The following is a 20,544-nucleotide window of genomic DNA, read 5'->3' as shown; positions in this document are numbered from 1 at the left end:
CGTGCGCCCGATTTAACCGTAGAATCTAGGGCTAAAGCCCTTGCTACAAGCCGAATCTAGGGCTAAAGCCCTTACTACAAGCCGAATCTAGGGCTAAAGCCCTTACTACAAGCCGAATCTAGGGCTAAAGCCCTTACTACAAGCCGGCGCGATCGCGGATAAAGTGAGGTGGACGCCACGAGACTGTGAACAACCGCCTGAGTCGGATGGATATGATGTGGTTAATTATAGTCCGGATGAAGTTGCTGATGCGGTTTTCTATGCCCGTCATCCTGAACTAAAAGGACGAAAGATTCGTCCGGGGGAAACGAATCTAGCTAGGGAATGGAGTGCGATTCAGAACCGTCTTCCTGAGTTTATCTGCTATAACCCTTGAATTTTGTTATCTAACTTTATTTCCTGCTAACTCTGTAATTACCTGCTCTAATCCTGCAACAACTCGCGCTAATCGTTCATAGTCTACTTTATCAGGTGTATCTTCGTCAGTATGATAGTAAGGATAACGAAAGGGGGCTGTATCCGTAACCATTACACCCGGATACCCCTGCTGCCAAAATGCCCACTGATCTGACCAACCCACACCCGGAATCTTATGGGGTAACGTCGCGCCCTCAGAGGGAAATTTGGCATGGCGGCGGAAGGATGCAACGACGTTGTGAACGAGTTTTCTTGACCCTAAATTACCAATAAACCCGATAAAATTTCCTTGTAATGGATAAATTCGGTCTAGGGGAAATGGATATTGCTGAGAACCAATTTTATCAGAATAGTAGCCCATGGTTTCTAAACTCAGCATCGCCACAATATTCTCCTTGCGATCGCGGCATTGTTTAGCATAAACTAGACTCCCCATATCATCTGTCTGGAAAAATGGCGGTTCTTCATTCACAAACTCCACAAACCGCAGCGTTCTGGCTGGCTGTTTTCCGGCAAATAAACGCGCTAATTCTAAGGTTGCGGCTGCGCCCGTACCGTTATCATTCGCCGCTGGACTGGTATAAACTGAATCGTAGTGACCGCCAACGACAACGATTTCCTGGGGTTTTTCAGTGCCAATAATTTCAACTTCAAGATTGTAATACGTTTGATTATCAATCTCGTATCCCTGTCGCTTGACTTTATACCCGGCTTGTGATAATTCTCGTTCCAAAAAATCCGTCGCCGCGATTAAACCGTCATAGTACAAATAGTTGCGCCGTCCAATTTCCCCCGCCAGTTTTTCCACATCTTGCTGAAGGGCATTTTGCAATGTGACTTCTTTCTGGGTTAGCGGTGGGAGTTCACCGTGATAACTTTCTCCAGGCATTCGGATCATCAGAAACCATGCGCCAAAAATGACAATCAAGAGAATGATACTCAGTATAGCGAGTCGGATGACTCCGGAGCGATTTAGTAGAGGAATTTTCCACCAGGGTTTGCTCAATAACATTTGTCAGGGAACAGGGAATACAACATAATTTAGACAGGGCGGGTTTAGTGACATCTGGGTGAAAACCTTCCCGTTAATCGTGAAACCCGCCCCTACACATAGATGGGTCATGGCGCGTCTCGTGATGGCTCCCCCGGCTCTCTGTTCTAGGAAACCACCTCATCATTACTATTGGGCTTGGGAGGTAAGGTACAACAGTTAATATCATTCAAACAAACTTTACCCCACTGCAACGCCCAACGCACCAGTGCGACTCGATTATCGGTATGGGTCTTCTGCAAAATATTACTAATATGATTATCGACGGTACGCTTACTGATTTCCAAGTCCTGGGCAATCTCCTGATTGGTTAAACCAGCGGCGACCAGGTCTACAATTTGTAATTCCCGGTCTGAGAGAGAAACAGACTTATCCGACTTGCCACCAGCCATAGGTATTTTGCCCTTGGTAAATCTACTTATGCCTTTTTAATTCTAACGAACTATGGGATACCTACACGCCATAACTCATCCTGGTTTGAGAGATTCTTTTTAACCAAAGGTTAAGCCTCTGGTAGTCTGAGGGAAACGTTGAGGTGTATATTGCCGTGACTAATCCTCGTGTTCTCTGCCTCGGTGAAATTTTATTCGATCGCCTAGCTAATCAGGTGGGGCGATCGCTGGAACAAGTCGAATCCTGGACGCCTTATCCTGGGGGAGCGCCAGCGAATGTGGCTTGTGCATTGGTTAAGTTGGGAACCCCGGCGGCGTTTATCGGAGCTGTGGGAGTTGATGAGCCAGGAAACCAGCTTGTCCAATTATTAGAGGATGTCGGGGTGGATAGTAGTGGTGTTCAGCGCCATCCTACCGCACCAACCCGACAGGTTTACGTCCTGCGCTCAGAAAAGGGCGATCGCGAATTTGCTGGGTTTGGTGATTTCGACACCTGCCAATTTGCTGACGTCTTCCTTGACGACTCGAAGTTACCCGAATCCTTATTTGAAGGAGCTGATTATTTAGTGTTGGGTACCCTGGAGTTAGCCTATCCCCAAACCCGACAAGCGATTTATAAAGCCTTGGATCTCGCCAATCGCTACGATGTCAAAGTTTTAGTGGATATTAACTGGCGTCCGATGTTTTGGTCAGATCCCAGTGAAGCGAAACCACTGATTGAGGAATTTGTCAAGCAAATCGATTTTCTCAAAATAGCCAAAGAAGAAGGGGAGTTATTCTTTGATACCTCGGATGCAGGGGCGATTACCCATCGTCTAGATTCAGTTGAAGGAGTTTTGGTGACGAATGGAGATCAAGATATAACCTACTGTCTCGGTGAACAGGAGGACACCTTCTCACCCTTTACTATGAATGTGCAAGATACCACAGGAGCGGGTGATGGTTTTGTCGCGGGCTTTATTCACCAACTTTGTCAGAAGGGGCTGACATGTCTAGCGACGCCAGAGTCAGCACGAGATGTGGTCAAATACGCCAGTGCTGTGGGTGGATTAACGACACTCAAACCTGGTGCGATCGCGGCTCAACCAACCCGACGCGAGGTGGAAGCGTTTCTCAAAGAAAACGGGTAACGGTTTCCCTGTGATTACCCCTGTTGTTGCGATCGCTCTGTCTGATTCAACTGATTTTCCTGCGATCGCTTCTTGCGTTCTGCATATTTATGAAAGTTCACAACTTGGGGATCAGAGGCGGGTATATCATCATTAGAGTTGGGTCGGGAAACTTCCGGTGGAATAGTTGGATCAATCATCGTAAAGTGCTGAATTGGAGGCATTTCAACTTTATGATACGTGACCCCACGAAATCGAAATGTTTTCACCGATGATGGCTGAGGTTGTCGTAGCTGAACCCCTTGATTCCGGCTAACACTATTACCGGAATTGGTAACACTCTGTTGAGTTATCGTGGTCAGCTTTCCGTTAACCATGGTTATTTTTTTCTGGTGTAATAAGTCTTTCAATGTGTCCCAATTTTCCTGAGGATGCTGTTTCAGCCAATCGTCCACTGCTTTCATGGCTGGGACAGGAGTAAGACTAAATTGCATCAAAAGAATGGCGAGAACTTTTCCTTCAGTTGTCATTTTTTTAAGGAGGTAAGGAAGCAATTAATTGGGACAGCAGATACAATTTACAGGATTGATATATAGCTCTGAAAAAAGAAAACCCTGATGCTAATTTTTCAGTTTGTTAAGAAAGTTATCTATAATTGTCTTCGGTATCCGGATGCGACTGCCTCAGCCATTTATCGTAACTTTTTCCAGCTATTTGGCGGATTGACAATATTCGTCATTCGTCATTTGTTGGCTCCTCTAGCTCCCAGACGTGCCATGGCACGTCTCTACATTGCTCCCCCAGCTCCCCCATCTCCCCCATCTCCCCCATCTCCTCTACACCTCTACAGTTGCAGATTCAGCGCATTGAGTTGAGCTTGGGCTTTTTGTAGAGATTCATACCATTCCTTTTGTGGATCACTGTCAGCCACAATGCCAGCACCCACTTGTCCCCAAACCGTTGCTCCAGGTTGAGAATGGCTCGATTTACTATACAGCAACGTGCGAATTAAAATATTTAAGTCCAGGTTTCCCCGCCAATCTAAATAACCGCAAGAACCATAAAATAAATTGCGTTTTACTGGTTCAAGTTCTTCAATAATTTCCATGCAGCGAACTTTCGGACAACCCGTAATGGTTCCCCCAGGAAATACACCTCGAATCAAGTCTATCGGGTCACACTTAGGACTAAGTGTTCCCATAATATTGCTAACCAAATGCATAACGTGGCTGTAGCGTTCAATAGTGAGAAGTTCATTCACTTTTACAGTTCCCCATTCACAAACTTTGCCGATATCATTGCGCTCTAAGTCAACCAACATGATATGTTCGGCTCTTTCCTTCTTATTCAGAATTAACTCTTTTGCTAACTGATCATCTTGAGTTGAATTAGCGCCACGTTTCCGCGTTCCAGCAATCGGTCGAGTCTCAACTTTTGTGCCAGATAACTGAATCAATCGTTCGGGTGAGCAGCTAATCATTGCTCCCCACGGAGTTTGCCAATAACTGGCAAAGGGGGAAGGATTAATCTGTTGCAATGCTCGATAAATTGACCAACTATCCAAAGCAGTATACGCTTCAAACCGCAACGATAAATTCGCCTGGAAGATATCCCCAGCTTGAATATATCGTTTCGCTTGCTGCACCGCCGCCATATAATCATGCTGAGAGATTTGGAAAATAGGAGTAATGGGATTACTTTTGTCCGGTTCTGGTGTATTCTTTACTCCTGTCTTCCTATCCACTTCCTCTAGCTGATGTTGTAGGGAGTCAAGTTGAGCCACATCCGTCGTCGCTAACCAAAGAAGTTGCTGATGATGATCCAGCACCGCAAAGGATTCGGGTTCATACCAGTAGGCGATGGGGAAAGGTAGAGGATCAGTGTTGAGGTGGGGAAGTTGTTCAATCTCCCCGGCTAAGTCATATCCCAGCCATCCTAACCACCCCCCTGTAAAGGGAAGTTCAGCAGGTACAGGCGATTCTGCCTTTTGCACTTGAAGCAGGCGGCGCAGGAAAGGTAGAATGTCTCCCACAGGCGGAGTCCATAGTTGAGGTTGATTCGCAATAAAGCGAGGAGAACCCGCACAAATAGAATATCGAGCCAGATGGGTATTATGTGGCGTCACTGGGCTTTCTAAAAGAGTGGCAATGTGATAATTTTTAGCCAAATTTATTCCCTGTGTCGAATCTCCTCTAGGATGGAGAAATAGCGCCTCAAAGACGTGTGAACCACTACGCTTAGCCAGAGGAAGCTTGCGCCAATGCCAAGGTTGTATGGGGTTGCAGGAAGATGGGGTGGGTTCAAATAACTCAGTCGCGATCGCGGTATTCACGTCCATTCTGTGGTAAATTTTTCCTGATGCTGTGCTTTTGGCTACAATATTTGTATAACATCAACCCTTTATAGACAATAACAATTTAGTCAATTTCCTGAGCGGGTGAATCTACCTATCCGTCTTCAAGATCCTAGGAATTCCGAAGCAATAGGTTTAAGCAAACTCGGGTAATTGAAGAATAGAGATCGATAAAATAGTGGCAATTTTTTAGCCAAAAGCTGATGAATGAATCGATAACATTTTTACAAACAGGGCTACCCGAAGGTCCAATTGTTGCGTTTACCATTCTACTGTTAGTCAGTTTAACCATTCCGCCGTTGTTCGAGCGCTTGGGATTGCCTGGGTTAGTCGGATTGCTGTTGGCAGGAGTCCTCCTAGGTTCCAATGGGTTGCAGCTATTGGATGCTGACAGCGAAACCATGAAGCTACTATCCGATATTGGCAAAATTTATCTAATGTTTGTGGCGGGGCTAGAAATCGACTTAGTGCAGTTTCGCAAGAAGAAACATCGCTCTTTAGTGTTTGGATTGATGACCTTTATCGTACCACTCGCTACCAGTATGATAATTGGGCGATTATTTGGGTTTGGTTGGAATACATCCCTGCTAATGGGGTCTTTATTTGCCTCCCATACTCTATTAGGGTATCCTATCATCCAGCGCTTGGGTTTAGTTGAGAAAGAACCAGTCATTGTTACCATTGGCGCGACAATTTTTACTGATATCAGTGCGCTACTCGTTCTAGCCATCTGTGTTTCGATTAATGCGGGAGACTTTTCTGTCTATAGTTTGTTTCAGCAATTGGTGGCATTAGCCATTTACACCGCCATTGTTTTATTTGGCTTTGATTGGGTAGGGAAGGAACATTTTCGGCGGACGGGAGATGATGAGGGCAATCAATTTTTGTTTGTACTCCTGGCGGTGTTTCTGGCGTCGGTGGGGGCGGAAATTATTCAGGTGGATCAGATTGTCGGTGCCTTTATGGCAGGTTTAGCGGTTAATGATGTGGTGGGAAACTCACCCGTGAAAGAAAAAGTGGAGTTTGTAGGTAGTGTTTTATTTATCCCCTTTTTCTTTGTAGACATGGGCTTACTTCTCGACATTCCTGTGTTTATCGAAAGCCTCACCACCAGTTTTTGGCTAACTCTAGCAATTGTCGTGGGATTGCTGGGGAGCAAATTCCTCGCCGCCGCGATCACAAAAGTCCTCTATCGTTACAGTTTTAACGAGATGATGGTGATGTGGTCTCTGTCTATCCCCCAAGTCGCCGCCACACTAGCCGCCGCGTTAGTGGGTTTGCAGGTAGGGTTAATCACAGACACCGTCTTTAACAGCGTCATTGTCTTGATGCTAATCACCTCTATTTTGGGTCCTCTATTAACCGGAAAATTTGCCCCGAAACTCCCTTTGCCGAAAGCCAGCCCGAAAATTAGCCAGTCCAAACTTTGGTGGGAAAATCATCGCTTTGAACGGTTAGAGGAACAAGAGCCAGCTCCGTTTAGGATAGTCGTGCCAGTTAGCAAAAGTCAAACCAAGGGGTATTTAATGGAAATGGCAGCCCTGCTAGCGCGTCACCAATCCGGTCAAATTATACCGTTGTCCATTTCTCCAGCCCATACCTACATGGACGAACCCCAGATGCAGGTTAACCTGCGTCAAAGTCGGCGACTCCTAAACAAAGCGCTAACCATTAGTTCAGAATTTGACGCCGAGGCAAAACCGATATTGCGGATTGGGAATGACATTGCCTCTGGAATTGTTCACACCGCCCGTGAACAAGATGCCAGTTTAATTGTTATGAGTTGGCGAAAAAATACCGGATTGCGGGCACGTTTGTTCGGCACAATTATTAACCGAGTATTTTGGGCATCTCACTGTCCAGTTGCGGTAATGCGACTCTTAGATGAACCCGTCAACCTGCGTAAAATTTTGGTACCCGCGAAGAATTTCTCGCCCCAGACAATCCGCACGGTAAGATTTGCTCAACTCCTGGCTGATACCCATCAAGGGGAGGTGAAACTGCTGCACGTTTGTCCGGCTAAAACAGCATCTTCTGACATAGCGGCGATTGAAGATGAGTATATCAATATGCTGAATGTCACGGGAGGGCAGGTAAAATCAGAGGTGCAAGTGATTAAAGCTGACGATGTAGCACTGGCGATTTTGAAAGTAGCTAAGTTAGCGGATATGGTAATTTTGCGCTCTTTGCGTCGCCGTACTATTGCGGGGTTAGGAGTGAGCGATATTACCACACAATTGATTAAAGAACTCACCTGCTCATTAGTGTTGTTTGGAGAACCGTATTAAGAGCAATGGTACTGAAAAACGTGGATTTTGGGATTGCCGAACAGCTTATCACGGGTACAAAAATCTTTACTCATCACAGTTTCATCTAACATGAATCCCTATACTATTATTCATCAAACTCAACGCCAACGAGTCAGCGATGGTATGACGCGATCGCTCCTGGAAAACTGCGAGAATGTGCCCCGCCTCCTGGTACTCGTTTGGTCTCAACTCGGTGACTTTGACACACTCGAATATACCTTCTGGTTACAGCGAGAGGCTGAACAGTTGCAAGCTAAGGGAATCGCCATTCGTGCAGTAGGGATTGGTAATCTCGATTCAGGAAAACAATTTTGTCACTATACCGGATTTCCGGCGGAGTGGTTGTTTGTTGATTCAGAGGCTCAATTGCATCGCCAGCTTAACCTCTATCCTGGCTTGGGTTTCAAACTTCCGGGACTTTCTACCACGCAAAGAGCCTGGTTGAATCTACTCTTAATGTGTGCGGGGATTGGTAGCCCTGGTACGCTTGCAGAAGTATTTCGTGGTTATCGGGGCGATCGCAATGCACCTCAGCTTATTGGCGATGAGGAAGTTGTCAAAGCGAAACCCTTACCCCCTCTCAAAGGCTCATTTTTTCAATTTGCTGGGGGAAGTGGATATCAGCGCCCCTTTGAACTCGCCACCTTAAGACTACGGAATATGGTAGAAGTGTTGAGTCATTGGAAAACTTATGTCCCCAATCCCGCCTACATGACACAGCGAGGTGCAACCTTCCTCTTTGACGCCGACGGGAAGCTACTATACGAACATCGCGATCGCGGAATACTCGGCTTTGCTGCCAACATGAGCCGCCCCTTATCATTTTTAGATGAAATAGGGTAAAAGGGTAGAAGGGTAGAAGGGTAGCGATCGCATCGATTCCGGAATAAAAGTACAGACAATTGGTGATTGAGTAAGAAAGAAAGTTTTATGTAGGGGCGGGTTTTACTATTATCATTTTTTACCTCACCCAAAGGTAACTAAACCCGCCCCGATGTAGAGACGTAGCATGCTACGTCTCTACACTCCTTCAAAGATATACCTGAATCATGAACTATTGTTTTCCCAAACCCAATTCCCCTTTCCTCTGGATTCCCAGCAATCTTCTCCTCAGCCTTCTCATCTTCATCAGCACAGCCAATGCCGAAATAATCCCCGATAACGATAACTTTTCAACCAACACCAACATTACCAATGGTGAGATTCAAGGCGGAATCCGCACCGGAAATCATCTCCTCCACAGTTTTGAAGAATTTTCTATTCCTACCAACTCCCAAGCCATCTTTAAACTGACCCCCCAAAACCTAGACATAGAAACTATTATTAGCCGCGTCACAGGCAACAAGACATCCATCATAGATGGCATCCTTGCCGCAGATGGCATCGCCAACCTAATCCTGATTAACCCCAACGGAATTATAGTTGGTGCGAATGCACAACTTAATATCAATGGTTCCTTTTTAGCCAGTACCGCGAATAGTGTTATTTTTGCTGATGGCAGTGAATTCAGCACCACCAATCCCCAACTCCCGCCCCTACTCACCATTAACGTACCGATTGGTTTACAGTTTGGTGAAAATTCAGCACCGATTATTCATCAAGCAAATAGTAACCTGTCGGTAAACCCCGGTCAAACCTTAGCCCTGGTGGGAGGAAATTTATCATTAAATGGAGCCAATTTAACAGCACCACAAGGACGAATTGAATTAGGGAGTGTGGCAAGTTTTGGACAAGTAACTCTGACACCTATACCCACAGGTTTTGCTTTAGACTATTTCGATATACAACGGTTTGGCATGATTAACTTAACCAATGCCACAGCCGTCAATACCAGTGATTTAGGTGCTGGTGGTGGTGGCACAATTCGGGTGCGGGGGGGACAAGTCACCCTGACTCAAGGCTCAAACCTAGTGGCAGAAACCTTCGGTAATGTGAACGGCGGCGGGATTGATATTCAGGCAAATCAGATAAAACTGCAACAAGGTTCCTTTGCTTCTACCTCTACATTTGGTGCAGGTGCAGGAGGTAATCTGACTATTCAGGCTGACCAAGTAGAGGTGACTGGTACAACCCCTCTAGAACCCTCACGGCAGATTTTATTCGCAACATTTAATCCACTCAATCTTAGTAATGGCTTATTTAGCTTTAGTGGTGGACAGGGTGATGCTGGACATTTAACCATTGAAACCGACCAATTGATTGTGCAGAACGGCGCGATGATATTAACCGCAGCCTTGGCTGAGGGTGATGGTGGCAATTTAACCTTAAACGTTTCGGAGTTAGCCGATTTAACCAATGGGTCTCTGTTACTAACAGGAACCACGGATAAAGGAAATGCCGGTGATTTCACAATTACGGCTAATCAATTGAGAGTGCTAGACGGTACATCCCTGAGTACCACGCCTGGGGGTACAAGTCAGGGTCAAGGGGGAAATCTAACCGTAACCGCTGAATTGGTGGAACTCAGAGGAACTCCAGCCAATGCGGTTGTTCCTGGCGGGTTGTTCACAACAACGCTAGGTGCAGGAGATGCGGGGGATTTTACCCTAAATACAGGTCAACTCATGGTGGCGGATGGGTCACAAATCTCAGCGTCGGCGGCGGGTGGGGGACGCGGGGGAAATCTGATGATTAACGCCGATACGGTGGACTTGAGGGGAATTTCTGCTGATGGTCGATTTTTGAGTGGGTTGTTTACCTCGTCATCGCTGTTAACCGTCGAAGGACAAGGAGGAACAGCACCCGCTGGAGATTTAAGGATTACCACACGACACTTAAGTGTGCAGGATGGTGCTCAGATTTCCGCCGCCACTGGGGGGGCGGGTACAGCCGGAACGTTAACGATTAATGCGGCTGAATCGGTAACCGTGGCGGGTGTGGCGACGGGTGTTGATCCCGCTGTCGAACGAGTCTCCTTTGGCATTATTGGGGATGGTATCGTACCCAGTGCGATTGAAGCGAATACGAGTGGTGCAGGTGGCGCGGGGGATTTGCAGATTCAAACAGGAGAGTTAAATGTGAGGGATGGCGCAGAAATTGGCGTCAGGGGGACTGCATCGGGTGCTGCTGGTAATTTGGATATTATCGCTGATTCGATTTGGCTGGACAATCAAGGGGGAATTAGTGCAGCTACGGTGGCGGGGACAGAGGGAAATATTCGACTCGACGCCTCGAATGTGTTGCTGCGGCGCAATAGTCAGATTACGACGAATACCGAGAACAGTGATGGGGGTAATATCCGCATCAATACCGATGCTTTAGTCGCGATCGATAATAGTGATATCACGGCTAATGCTCGTCAAGGTCAAGGGGGTCGTGTTAGTATTACAGCTCAAGGTATTTTTGGCACTCAGTTTCGGGATGAACTGACCCCCAATAGTGATATCACTGCCACATCAGATTTAGGACCACAATTTAATGGTCTGGTGACTCTCAATATTCAGGGGATTGACCCGAATCGGGGATTAGTTCGCTTACCGGAAAGCTTTACTGAACCCAGTGATCAAATTGCCACAGGTTGTGTCGCTGAAACTGGAAATTCCTTTGTCGTGACGGGACGCGGTGGATTACCCGAAGACCCCAGTCAAATTTTACGGGGTCGAACCCTTTGGCAAGATTTGCGTTCTTTGGATTGGAATGAAGAAAATCTGGAGGAGACGGGACGTGGAGAGAATCGACAGCAATTCCCATCGACAAGGGAGACAATACATCCAGATGAAAACCTGACCTCTCGCCGTTCTTCTATTGTGGAGGCTAAAGGATGGGTTATTGATGGCGATGGTAATGTTGAATTGGTGGCTGATATGCCGAATAATAGACTGAGGGGGTTGGAGTCATCCAGAAAATCTTATTGTTATTAAATAAAACAGTAGGTTGGGTCGAGGTACGAGACCCAACACAAGCCAATGCTGCAAGGGATAGAGCAGAAGGGGAAGCAGGGGCAGAAAAGGTTAAATTTAGAGGTTATCCGAGCGGTATGGCAACAGAAGTTAACTTGATACTGTTGGGTTTCACTCCGTTCAACCCAACCTACTTTAGTAATGACTTAAATTAATAATCACCTATGGGAAGTTTTATTCAGAAAAAATCATTTATATTACTTTTATTAACCGGGAATTTATTTGTTGACTTACTGGTTTCAAGTAAGATAGCTCATGCCCAGGTTATCCCTGATGACACATTGCCCCAAAATACAGTGGTCACTAAAGATGGTAATATTAGTGAGATTCAACAAGGGACAAGAGTAGGCGATAATCTATTCCACAGTTTTGAGGAGTTTTCTGTTTTTGAAGGTTCAACAGCATTTTTTAACCTGGAAATGATTAATCAGGATGTCCAAAATATTATCAGCCGAGTTACAGGCAATACCCCATCCAAAATTAATGGCACAATTAAAGTTAATAATGCCGCAAATTTATTTTTAATTAACCCTCAAGGTATTGTCTTTGGCGCGAACGCCCAACTCGATGTTGACGGCTCCTTTTTAGCCAGTACAGCCAATAGCATTCAGTTTCCCGATGGGCGGGAGTTTAGCGCCACCAATTTCTCAACCCCACCCTTATTATCAATAAATGTACCCATTGGTTTGCAATTTGGTTCAAATCCGGCTCCAATCAGCAATCAATCGACGGCTGGCTTACAAGTAAATTCAGGTCAAACCTTAGCCCTAGTCGGTGGCGAACTGCGGTTTCCGGGAGGACATTTGACAGCATCCCAAGGGCGAATTGAATTAGGTAGTGTTGGGGACAATAGTTTTGTCCAGATTACGCCAACGATGAATGGTTTTACGTTGGGATATGAGGGGGTAGATAATTTTCAAGATATAAACCTTTCTCAGCAATCTGTCGTCGATGTTAGTGGTGAAGGTAGCGGTTTTATTAACATCCAAGGGGGTCAGGTGAACCTAAGCCAAGCATCACAAATTCTGGCGAATACAACGGGTAATCGTGACGGTGGTGATATTACGATTCAAGCGGAACAATTGAACCTAAAAGAGGGCGCTTTTGTTTCGGCGTCTACCTTTGGTGATGGGGCGGCTGGTCGCTTGATGGTCAATGCTGCATTAGTGGAAATTATTGGCATAAGAAATCTACAAGAGGTATTAGATACACTTTTTGAGGAGAAAACAATTACCCTTCCGGAGTTGGGTACGGGTCTATTTTCGCTAAGTTTCGGTTCTGGTGCGGCAAATAGCTTAATCATTAATACGGAAACATTAAGTTTGCAAGAGGGTGGTTTTATCTCAACCTCTCCCTTTAGCACGGGTTCAGGCGGCGATATGATGGTGAGGGCGTCTGAATCGGTGGAATTGGTGGGTTCAGAACTATTTGCTGATAGTTATGGTAAGGGAGATGCAGGTCAAATAACCGTACAAACCCGACAGTTAAGGGCTAGCGAAGGAGGTGGAATATTTAACTCTACTTTTGATGCAGGGCGTGGCGGAAATGTACTAATTCAAGCATCCGATTCCATTGAACTAATGGGTACAACACCTGATGGTCGATTCAAAAGTTCTATTGCGTCTAATGCGTTTGAGGATGCGACTCAAGCCACGGGAAATGTGATCATTGAAACTCGACGCTTAACCATTCAGGATGGTGCGGGAATTGGCGGTGCTACATTAGGTGCAGCTCAAGGTGGAACGATAAAGATTCAGGCGTCAGAGAGTGTGGAACTAATTGGCACTTCGGCGAATGGTCTAGAATTGAGTAGTTTGAATACACAAAGTTTTGGCAAAGGCGCGGCGGGGGATATTGAGGTTTATACTAGGCGATTAGTCCTGCGTGATGGCGGAGTGATTTCAACCACCACGCAAGATGCTGGGCGGGCGGGACGAGTTGTGATTCGAGCCTCAGAGTCTGTAGAAGTGAGTGGTGTTTCCGCTGACGGCAAGTTTCCCAGTAGTTTGCGCTCAGATGCATCCTCTGATTCTGTTCCCAGTGGTTTTATTCCACCGCCTCAGACTGAGGTATTGGGAGAAGCGGGGGATGTGACGATTGAGACAGGACGTTTAATTATCCGAGATGGAGCAGAAGTCACGGTTAATGGGGAAAAGTTCGCCGCCGCAGGGAATTTGAGAGTTGATGCTGATTTAATTTGGTTAAAAAACGGTAGTCGAATTTCAGCGACAACGCGAGCGGGGACAGAGGGCAATATTACGCTGCAAACGCAGAATTTGTTGCTACAGAATCAGAGCCAAATCAGCACGAATGCGGAGAATGCTAATGGCGGTAATATTAGAATTGATACGGGTAATTTAGTAGCACTTAACAATAGCGATATTAGTGCTAATGCTCAAGCGGGAGCAGGGGGTCGGGTTACGGTTAATGCGTTTGGTATTTTTGGTACGCAGTTTCGAGAAGCGCTAACTCCAGAGAGTGATATTACGGCGACATCAGCACTTGGAGCTGAGTTTAAAGGGATTGTCAATATCAATATTCAAGCAATTGATCCCAATCAAGGATTAATCCGGTTACCAGAAAACTTTATTGAACCCAATAACCAAATTGTTACAGCTTGCGATGTGGAGCAAGGCAATTCCTTTGTGGTAACTGGACGAGGAGGTTTACCCGAAGACCCCACTCAAACCCTGCGAGGTCGAACCCTTTGGCAGGATTTACGGGTTCTGGCGTTGAATGAAGAGGAGGGGGATTATGTAGAGACGTTGCATGTACCGTCTGGGAGCGGGGCTAGTAGAGACGTGACTGTAGAAAGTCTGGGAGATAGGGGAGAATCTCCTTCTGAGCGTCGCTCACCTATCGTAGAAGCCCAAGGATGGATCATTAATTCCCAAGGTCAGGTTGAGTTAGTGGCTCATCTTCCTGACGTTACTCCCCACAGTTCCTGGTATAAATCAGCAACATGCTTAAATTAAGTTATAAGCACGTCCTCGAACGAAATTAAGCCCTGAACTAAAGTTCGGGCTAAAAGCTTAAACCCGTTAAAACGGGTTCATATCATGTCCTGACGATTGCCCATAATTGCAAAGCTGTAAAAACAAGGATTGCAGTGACTTTTTTGCCCCGCATCAGACTGAAAATGGCTGTAAGGCGATCGCGAACTCAAAAAATAGCGATATTCTCCTCACGCCTCAAGGTTTTCAGTCGCTGTATCGGGTTAGGATTACTCACATTGTTCCTGATAATGTGGGTGTTTCCCACCCTAGCGCAGCATCCGCCGATACCGCTTACGGGATCAACTCAGATTCAAGTCTTGAGTCGGGAACAGTATCACAGGGAACAGGATATAAACTCAGTTCAGGAGGATGACAATGCTTTAACTCAACTCGAACAAGGTAAAGCCCTCTATGCAGCGGGGCGCTTTTGGCAAGCGATTAGGGTTTGGCAACAGGCGATGCAAGGGTATCAAGATCGAGGCGATCGCATCCACCATGCCCTGAGTTTAAGTTATCTCTCCTTAGCCTATCAAGAGTTGGGACAATGGCAGGAGGCGGAACAAACGATTACCCAAAGCTTAAATCTAGTCGCTAATCTGCTCAAACCCACCCCCAATCATCAACGCCTTCTCGCCCAACTACTGAATACTCAAGCCAGTCTCCACTATGCCCAAGGACAAATGGAAGCGGCTTTAGAAACCTGGAAACAGGCAGAACAGGCGTATCAAGACGCGGGGGATCAAACGGGTATATTCGGGAGCCAAATTAATCAAGCCCAAGTTCTACAAGCGTTGGGACTCTATCGGCGATCGCAGATTACCTTAGAGCGAGTGCAAACCCAACTCCAAACTCAAGCCGATTCGTTACTCAAAGCCGCCGGATTACGGAGTTTGGGCGTCGCGCTGCAAGTGGTGGGTAATCTGGAGGAATCACAACAGGTTTTGCAGCAAAGTTTGGCAATAACTCAGCGCTTCGATTCAGCATCAGACCAAAGTGCGACGCTATTTAGCCTGGGAAATACAGCTAGAGCGTTACAGGAATTTGAAGAGGCGATCGCCTATTATCAACAAGCCGCCTCAACAGCAATCAGCCCTCTCACCCAAGTTGAAGCCCAACTTAACCAACTCAGCCTGCTGATTGAAACCCAAAATTGGACAGACACCCAAACCTTAGTCCCCCAAATTTACGCTCAATTATCCAACTTACCCCTAAATCGGGCGGCGGTTTATGCTCAAGTGAATTTTGCTGAGAGTTTGATAAAAATGGGGAGCAGAGGTGCAGGGGATCAGAGGGAGATGGGGGAGTTATCTCAATACTTAGTCAGGGCGGGTTTTGTAGACACGTTACCACCATCAATAGCTAACAGAAAGTCTCTAAACCCGCCCCTACACCCTCAAAACCATACCCTCGAAGATCATAAAGGGTTTCCCCGCGCGATCGCCCAATTGTTAGCTAGAGCGATCCACCAAGCCAGACAGCTTAATGATACAAGAGCCGAGTCTTACGCCTTGGGTCAATTGGGACATCTTTATATGGAGACACAGCAGTGGTTAGAGGCGCGAGGGTTAACGGAGAAGGCGTTAACTTTGGCGCAAGGAATACAAGCCACTGAAATCGCCTATCGTTGGCAATGGCAACTGAGTCAGATACTCCAACATCAAGGTAATCTGACAGGCGCGATCGCGGCAAATCGAGAAGCGGTTCATACCCTGCAATCCTTACGCAGTGATTTGGTGGCGATTAATCCTGATGTACAATTTTCCTTTCGAGAAACCGTTGAACCGATTTATCGCAATTTGGTGGAATTGCTCTTAAGAAATCAGCCGACGCCAGAGCAGCTCCAAGAAGCTCGTGAAACCATTGAATCCCTGAGATTAGCAGAATTAGAGAATTTCTTTCGGGAAGCCTGTTGGCAAGTGCAACGCCAAGCTATTGACCAGATTGATCCCCAAGCTTCGGTCATTTACCCGATTATTTTGCCCAATCATTTGGCGGTTATTGTCTCCCTACCCGGAAAACCCCTGCGCTATTTTCAAACTGATGTAACTGAGACTCAAATCGACAGCACCATTGAGCAACTCCTACAAGCCTTAAATCCCGTGTGGTCTACTAAAGAACGGTTACGCCTGTCCCAACAAGTTTATGATTGGCTGATTCGACCGATTGAACAAGAGTTAAAAGAGAATGAGATTAAAACCCTGGTCTTTGTTCTGGATGGTGCGTTGCGGAATTTGCCCATGGCGGCGCTCTACGATGGAGAGCAGTATCTGATTGAAAACTACAATATCGCGCTATCCGTAGGATTACAACTGATCGAGCCGCGATCGCTCCTTCCTCAGCAACTGAAAGCCTTAACTGCTGGACTCACCGAGGCGCGGGACGGTTTTCCGGCTCTCCCCGCTGTGGAATTGGAAGTGGAAAACATCGCCGCCCAAATTCCGACTAAGGTCTTTTTAAATCAACAGTTTACCCATCAAGCGCTGCAAGAGCAAATTGAAGCGACTCCCTTTCCAGTGGTTCATCTAGCGACTCATGGACAGTTTAGTTCCAAAGCCGAGAACACATTTCTGCTCACTTGGAATGGGCGGATCAAGGTGAAAGATTTGGATCAACTCCTACAAACCAGACAGCGACAGAATACCAACCCGATTGAACTGCTCGTTCTCAGTGCTTGCCAAACGGCGACAGGGGACAAGCGAGCGGCTTTGGGATTGGCTGGATTAGCCGTGCGATCGGGCGCTCGTAGTACTCTAGCAACCTTATGGTCAGTTAATGATGAATCGACGGCTCAGTTGATGGTTGAGTTTTATCGACAACTCACCCAATCTCAAGTGAGTAAAGCCCAAGCCCTGCGTCAGGCTCAACTCACTCTTCTACGTCAACCTAATTATCAGCATCCCTTTTACTGGGCGCCCTTTGTCTTAGTCGGAAATTGGCTTTGACGCAAAGCCTGTTCCCTGAATGACAGAAGGCAGAGGGGAACAGTAGTGCGAGCGTCTCGCTCGCTATTAGTCTCGCTCGCTATTAGTCTCGCTCGCTATTAGTCTCGCTCGCTATTAGTCTCGCTCGCTATTAGTCTCGCTCGCTATTAGTCTTGCTCGCTATTAGTCTTGCTCGCTATTAGTCTTGCTCGCTATTAGTCTTGCTCGCTATTAGTCTTGCTTGCTATTAGTCTCGCTCGCTATTACAGCGCTTCGCGCTGTCATGAAGTACAGTCAGTAGATCAAAGTCCCCCTTTTTAAGGGGGATTTAGGGGGATCGACAATGTACCGCATAGCAGAGCAAACTGCTGTAAGCTGTCATGCATTTAAATTGGGTATTAGTAGCGAGCAAGATGCAAAGCCTGCGGCATGGCTTCGCTAAACGCACTACAAGGCTTTCGCCATTATTGACATTAAGGTTTAAATGCCGAACAGCTTAGCTATTGGGTAGAATTTTTTATCTATCGAGGCTGAGAAGCTTGCACTAAATCAACTTTAATCGTCGTCAAAAGCTTTATTTTTAAGGGTTTCCGGTTTTTGCAGTAAGCCCTACCTATTGTCTAAGTATTGACAAACGTGAAGAATTTATGTTTATAGGCACGGTTCATTCCACGTTATGATACTATACTGGGTATTAATAATAATTAAGGGGTGTGACCCCACACTCCACGATAAAAACTAAGTGTTAACCGGGGCGACACATCCAGGGTTGTAGGTACTCTCTCATTCTTCAGTTGCTTTACTAGGGAATTGGTATGCTCAAAAATAAATAGACAAATTGCCATTAATTTAGTAAAATACCTGTTTTATTTGTCTGTCTGTTATGGGATGCCGCTTAAAATCCCTGTGATGCACTACAACTCATTCTTCTTCACGAGGGTTTTTTATCATGGCTTGGAAACATACACCTCAACCGCTTGCATTTTTGTCAGTAGGTCTTTTCCTAAAGCTGCTACTGGTTGGTAGTTTAGCTGTATCATTACGTGCTGAAACCATACCCCTGTCTGAAACAGCCAGTGCGACCTTTATTCCCGACAGGAAAGGAGCGCCCAAAGATTCAGCCGGGGGAGCCTCACGGGATGGTGGTGTATGCCCCAATGACACAAGTGAGCTGGGAACATCAGTTACACCGTTCCAATTAGCCACAAATCATGGATTCACGGTAGCCGAACGTCCCACATTCTTTGTTTACATCCCACCAACAGTAGCTCAAGACGCTGTATTTATTCTCAAGGATGAAACAGAAGAGTATTTCTACCAAAAAACCGTATCACTTCCTAACCAGAGAGGTTTGGTCAGCTTTAAACTACCCATTGATGCACCAACTCTGGAAATTGGCAAGACTTATCAGTGGTCGTTTTTACTCATTTGCGGACAATCCCTCCGACCCGATAGTCCTAAAGTAGAAGGGCAAATTCAGCGCATTCAACCTGATCCCGCCTTACTCAGCAAACTTCAGCCATGGTCTCCTGTCGATAGAGCCGCTTTTTATGGAGAGGAAAGTATTCAATAAGTAGGGCTTGCTGCATGAGTGTAGATGGTATACCACACAAGGGTGGAAAGCCATTTTTTGACCCAACCAGTGTTTTCGTTTTGATGCCTAAACGGTCAAAAACCTTGCCATGCAAGCTTAAAAAGGCGTTTTTATTAGGGGGATTTGACCAGACATGATACAGCGCTTTGCGCTGTAATAAAGTACAGTAGATCAAAGTCCCCCTTCAGATCCCCCTTCCGTCCCCCTATTAGATCCCCCTTCCGTCCCCCTATTAGATCCCCCTCCCGTCCCCCTATTAGATCCCCCTCCCGTCCCCCTTAAAAAGGGGGAAGCCAGCGGATGCTTCGCTTTTTGTTCCATGGGGGAAGCCAGCGGATGCTTCGCTTTTTGTTCCATGGGGGAAGCCAGCGGATGCTTCGCTTTTTGTTCCATGGGGGAAGCCAGCGGATGCTTCGCTTTTTGTTCCATGGGGGAAGCCAGGGGATGCTTCGCTTTTTGTTCCATGGGGGAAACCAGATGTTGCTTCGCTTTTATTGCACGGGGATTTAGGGGGATCGACAATGTACCGCATAGCAGAACAAACTGCTGTATCAAACGTCAATTTGAGGAAAGATGCCCAAAATCTATCTGTGGGCATTTTTTATTAATTAACTAGATGTGAGACCATAAGTAAGTCGTTGATGATAGCGTCAATGGCAATAGTTTCATTAAACATTAAATATGTACCTCTTTGAAAAAGCATCTGAGGGGAATTCAATTAGCTGAAGTCAGATTTAAAAATAAAAAGGAGGAAATTTGCAAATTACGAAGGAGTTAACAAACCACTCATTTGAGTATTATTACTTAGTCTTTTTTGGAATCACTCTTGTCCGATACTTTCTTATTGCTGGGGGAGCCTATTGGCTCTTTTATGTCGTTCTGGGAAAGTTCCTCGCCAACAACAGTTTGCGTCTGAAGCCACTGATGAATGATTCCATCAGAAATGATATCGTATTATCGATTTTATCGGCAACTGTTTTTGCTTTTTGTGCAGCGCTAATCTTATCAGAGTACGGTTTGGGAGTAACACTCCTCTATACTAACCCAGATGACTATGGACTGTGGTATATAGGAGTTAGTTTTGTTGCCGTGCTTGTGCTTCAGGATACATACTTTTACTTTATCCACCGCCTTTTTCACCACCCTTGGCTGTTTAAATGGATGCATTCTGGACACCACCGTTCGGGAGAACCAACGCCCTGGAGTTCCTTCGCCTTTGACCTTCCAGAAGCAATTATACAGTCACTCTTCTTTGTGGTTGTAATCTTTATCGTTCCGCTCCATTTTATCACCTTGGCTGCTGCACTAATTACGATGACAATATGGGCAGTAGTGTCTCATCTGGGATTCGAGCTATTTCCCTCATCATTTCTTCACCACTGGCTGGGGAAGTGGTTTATCGGGGCAACATATCATTCGATACATCATCGCCAGTACACTGTACACTACGGATTGTACTTTACGTTCTGGGATAAGTTGCTTGGTACTTAACTGCCTTGGATG

General features: G+C 46.1%; 14 protein-coding genes. 10 read left to right on the top strand and 4 right to left on the bottom strand.

Features of this window, described 5'->3' with window-relative positions; translation table 11 throughout:
* The first annotated feature begins 163 nt into the window (after positions 1–163).
* A complete protein-coding gene (locus tag RH949_RS10545; RefSeq protein WP_446352959.1) occupies positions 164–376 on the top strand; it encodes a hypothetical protein in 213 nt (70 codons plus the stop codon).
* Between the two features lie 6 nt (positions 377–382).
* On the opposite strand, the gene RH949_RS10540 is transcribed toward RH949_RS10545, so the two are convergent.
* Positions 383–1,429, bottom strand: coding sequence for a M28 family peptidase (locus RH949_RS10540; protein WP_446352957.1), 1,047 nt, complete (start codon positions 1,427–1,429; stop codon positions 383–385).
* Between the two features lie 146 nt (positions 1,430–1,575).
* Positions 1,576–1,860, bottom strand: coding sequence for a photosynthetic electron transport-dependent transcriptional regulator PedR (gene pedR / locus RH949_RS10535; RefSeq protein WP_006106304.1), 285 nt, complete (start codon positions 1,858–1,860; stop codon positions 1,576–1,578).
* A 155-nt stretch (positions 1,861–2,015) separates the two neighbouring features.
* Between pedR and RH949_RS10530 the strand changes: the two genes are divergently transcribed.
* Entirely contained in the window at positions 2,016–2,990 is a 975-nt protein-coding gene (locus RH949_RS10530) for a carbohydrate kinase family protein (RefSeq protein WP_446352954.1), read from the top strand.
* A gap of 14 nt (positions 2,991–3,004) precedes the next feature.
* Here RH949_RS10530 and RH949_RS10525 read toward each other — a convergent pair whose 3' ends face one another.
* Positions 3,005–3,499, bottom strand: a complete 495-nt coding sequence (locus RH949_RS10525) for a hypothetical protein (protein WP_006106317.1) — start codon at positions 3,497–3,499, stop codon at positions 3,005–3,007.
* 87 nt (positions 3,500–3,586) lie between these two features.
* Here RH949_RS10525 and RH949_RS10520 point away from each other — a divergent pair, with 87 nt between their 5' ends.
* Positions 3,587–3,844, top strand: a complete 258-nt coding sequence (locus RH949_RS10520) for a hypothetical protein (protein ID WP_446352952.1) — start codon at positions 3,587–3,589, stop codon at positions 3,842–3,844.
* Here RH949_RS10520 and RH949_RS10515 read toward each other — a convergent pair.
* Positions 3,814–5,307, bottom strand: coding sequence for an anthranilate synthase component I (locus tag RH949_RS10515; RefSeq protein ID WP_446352948.1), 1,494 nt, complete (start codon positions 5,305–5,307; stop codon positions 3,814–3,816). The two genes, RH949_RS10520 and RH949_RS10515, sit on opposite strands and share 31 nt — an antisense overlap.
* A 218-nt stretch (positions 5,308–5,525) precedes the next feature.
* Between RH949_RS10515 and RH949_RS10510 the strand changes: the two genes are divergently transcribed.
* The 7 genes from RH949_RS10510 to RH949_RS10480 all read left to right on the top strand — a co-directional run bounded on the left by RH949_RS10510 (position 5,526) and on the right by RH949_RS10480 (position 20,532).
* On the top strand, positions 5,526–7,610 hold the full coding sequence (locus tag RH949_RS10510) for a cation:proton antiporter domain-containing protein (RefSeq protein ID WP_446352940.1): 2,085 nt from the start codon (positions 5,526–5,528) through the stop codon (positions 7,608–7,610).
* Between the two features lie 90 nt (positions 7,611–7,700).
* Complete coding sequence (locus tag RH949_RS10505) at positions 7,701–8,474, top strand: peroxiredoxin-like family protein (RefSeq protein ID WP_446352938.1); 774 nt, start codon at positions 7,701–7,703, stop codon at positions 8,472–8,474.
* 206 nt (positions 8,475–8,680) lie between these two features.
* Positions 8,681–11,491 carry a two-partner secretion domain-containing protein gene (locus tag RH949_RS10500; protein ID WP_446352936.1) on the top strand — a complete coding sequence of 937 codons (2,811 nt, stop codon included), beginning with the start codon at positions 8,681–8,683 and terminating at the stop codon, positions 11,489–11,491.
* A gap of 203 nt (positions 11,492–11,694) precedes the next feature.
* Entirely contained in the window at positions 11,695–14,505 is a 2,811-nt protein-coding gene (locus RH949_RS10495) for a filamentous hemagglutinin N-terminal domain-containing protein (RefSeq protein WP_446352934.1), read from the top strand.
* A gap of 164 nt (positions 14,506–14,669) precedes the next feature.
* Positions 14,670–17,468: a CHAT domain-containing protein gene (locus RH949_RS10490; protein WP_446352965.1), complete on the top strand. Its 2,799-nt coding sequence runs from the start codon at positions 14,670–14,672 to the stop codon at positions 17,466–17,468.
* Positions 17,469–18,396: 928 nt separating this feature from the next.
* Positions 18,397–19,020, top strand: coding sequence for a DUF928 domain-containing protein (locus RH949_RS10485; protein ID WP_446352932.1), 624 nt, complete (start codon positions 18,397–18,399; stop codon positions 19,018–19,020).
* 777 nt (positions 19,021–19,797) lie between these two features.
* Positions 19,798–20,532 carry a sterol desaturase family protein gene (locus RH949_RS10480; RefSeq protein WP_006106324.1) on the top strand — a complete coding sequence of 245 codons (735 nt, stop codon included), beginning with the start codon at positions 19,798–19,800 and terminating at the stop codon, positions 20,530–20,532.
* Positions 20,533–20,544: the final 12 nt, after the last annotated feature.

Origin of the sequence: Coleofasciculus sp. A1-SPW-01, from assembly GCF_040217205.1 — a bacterium.
Taxonomy (GTDB): domain Bacteria; phylum Cyanobacteriota; class Cyanobacteriia; order Cyanobacteriales; family Coleofasciculaceae; genus Coleofasciculus; species Coleofasciculus chthonoplastes_A.
The sequence above is the reverse complement of the archived record's forward strand: the minus strand, read 5'-3'. Positions and strand labels throughout refer to the sequence as shown.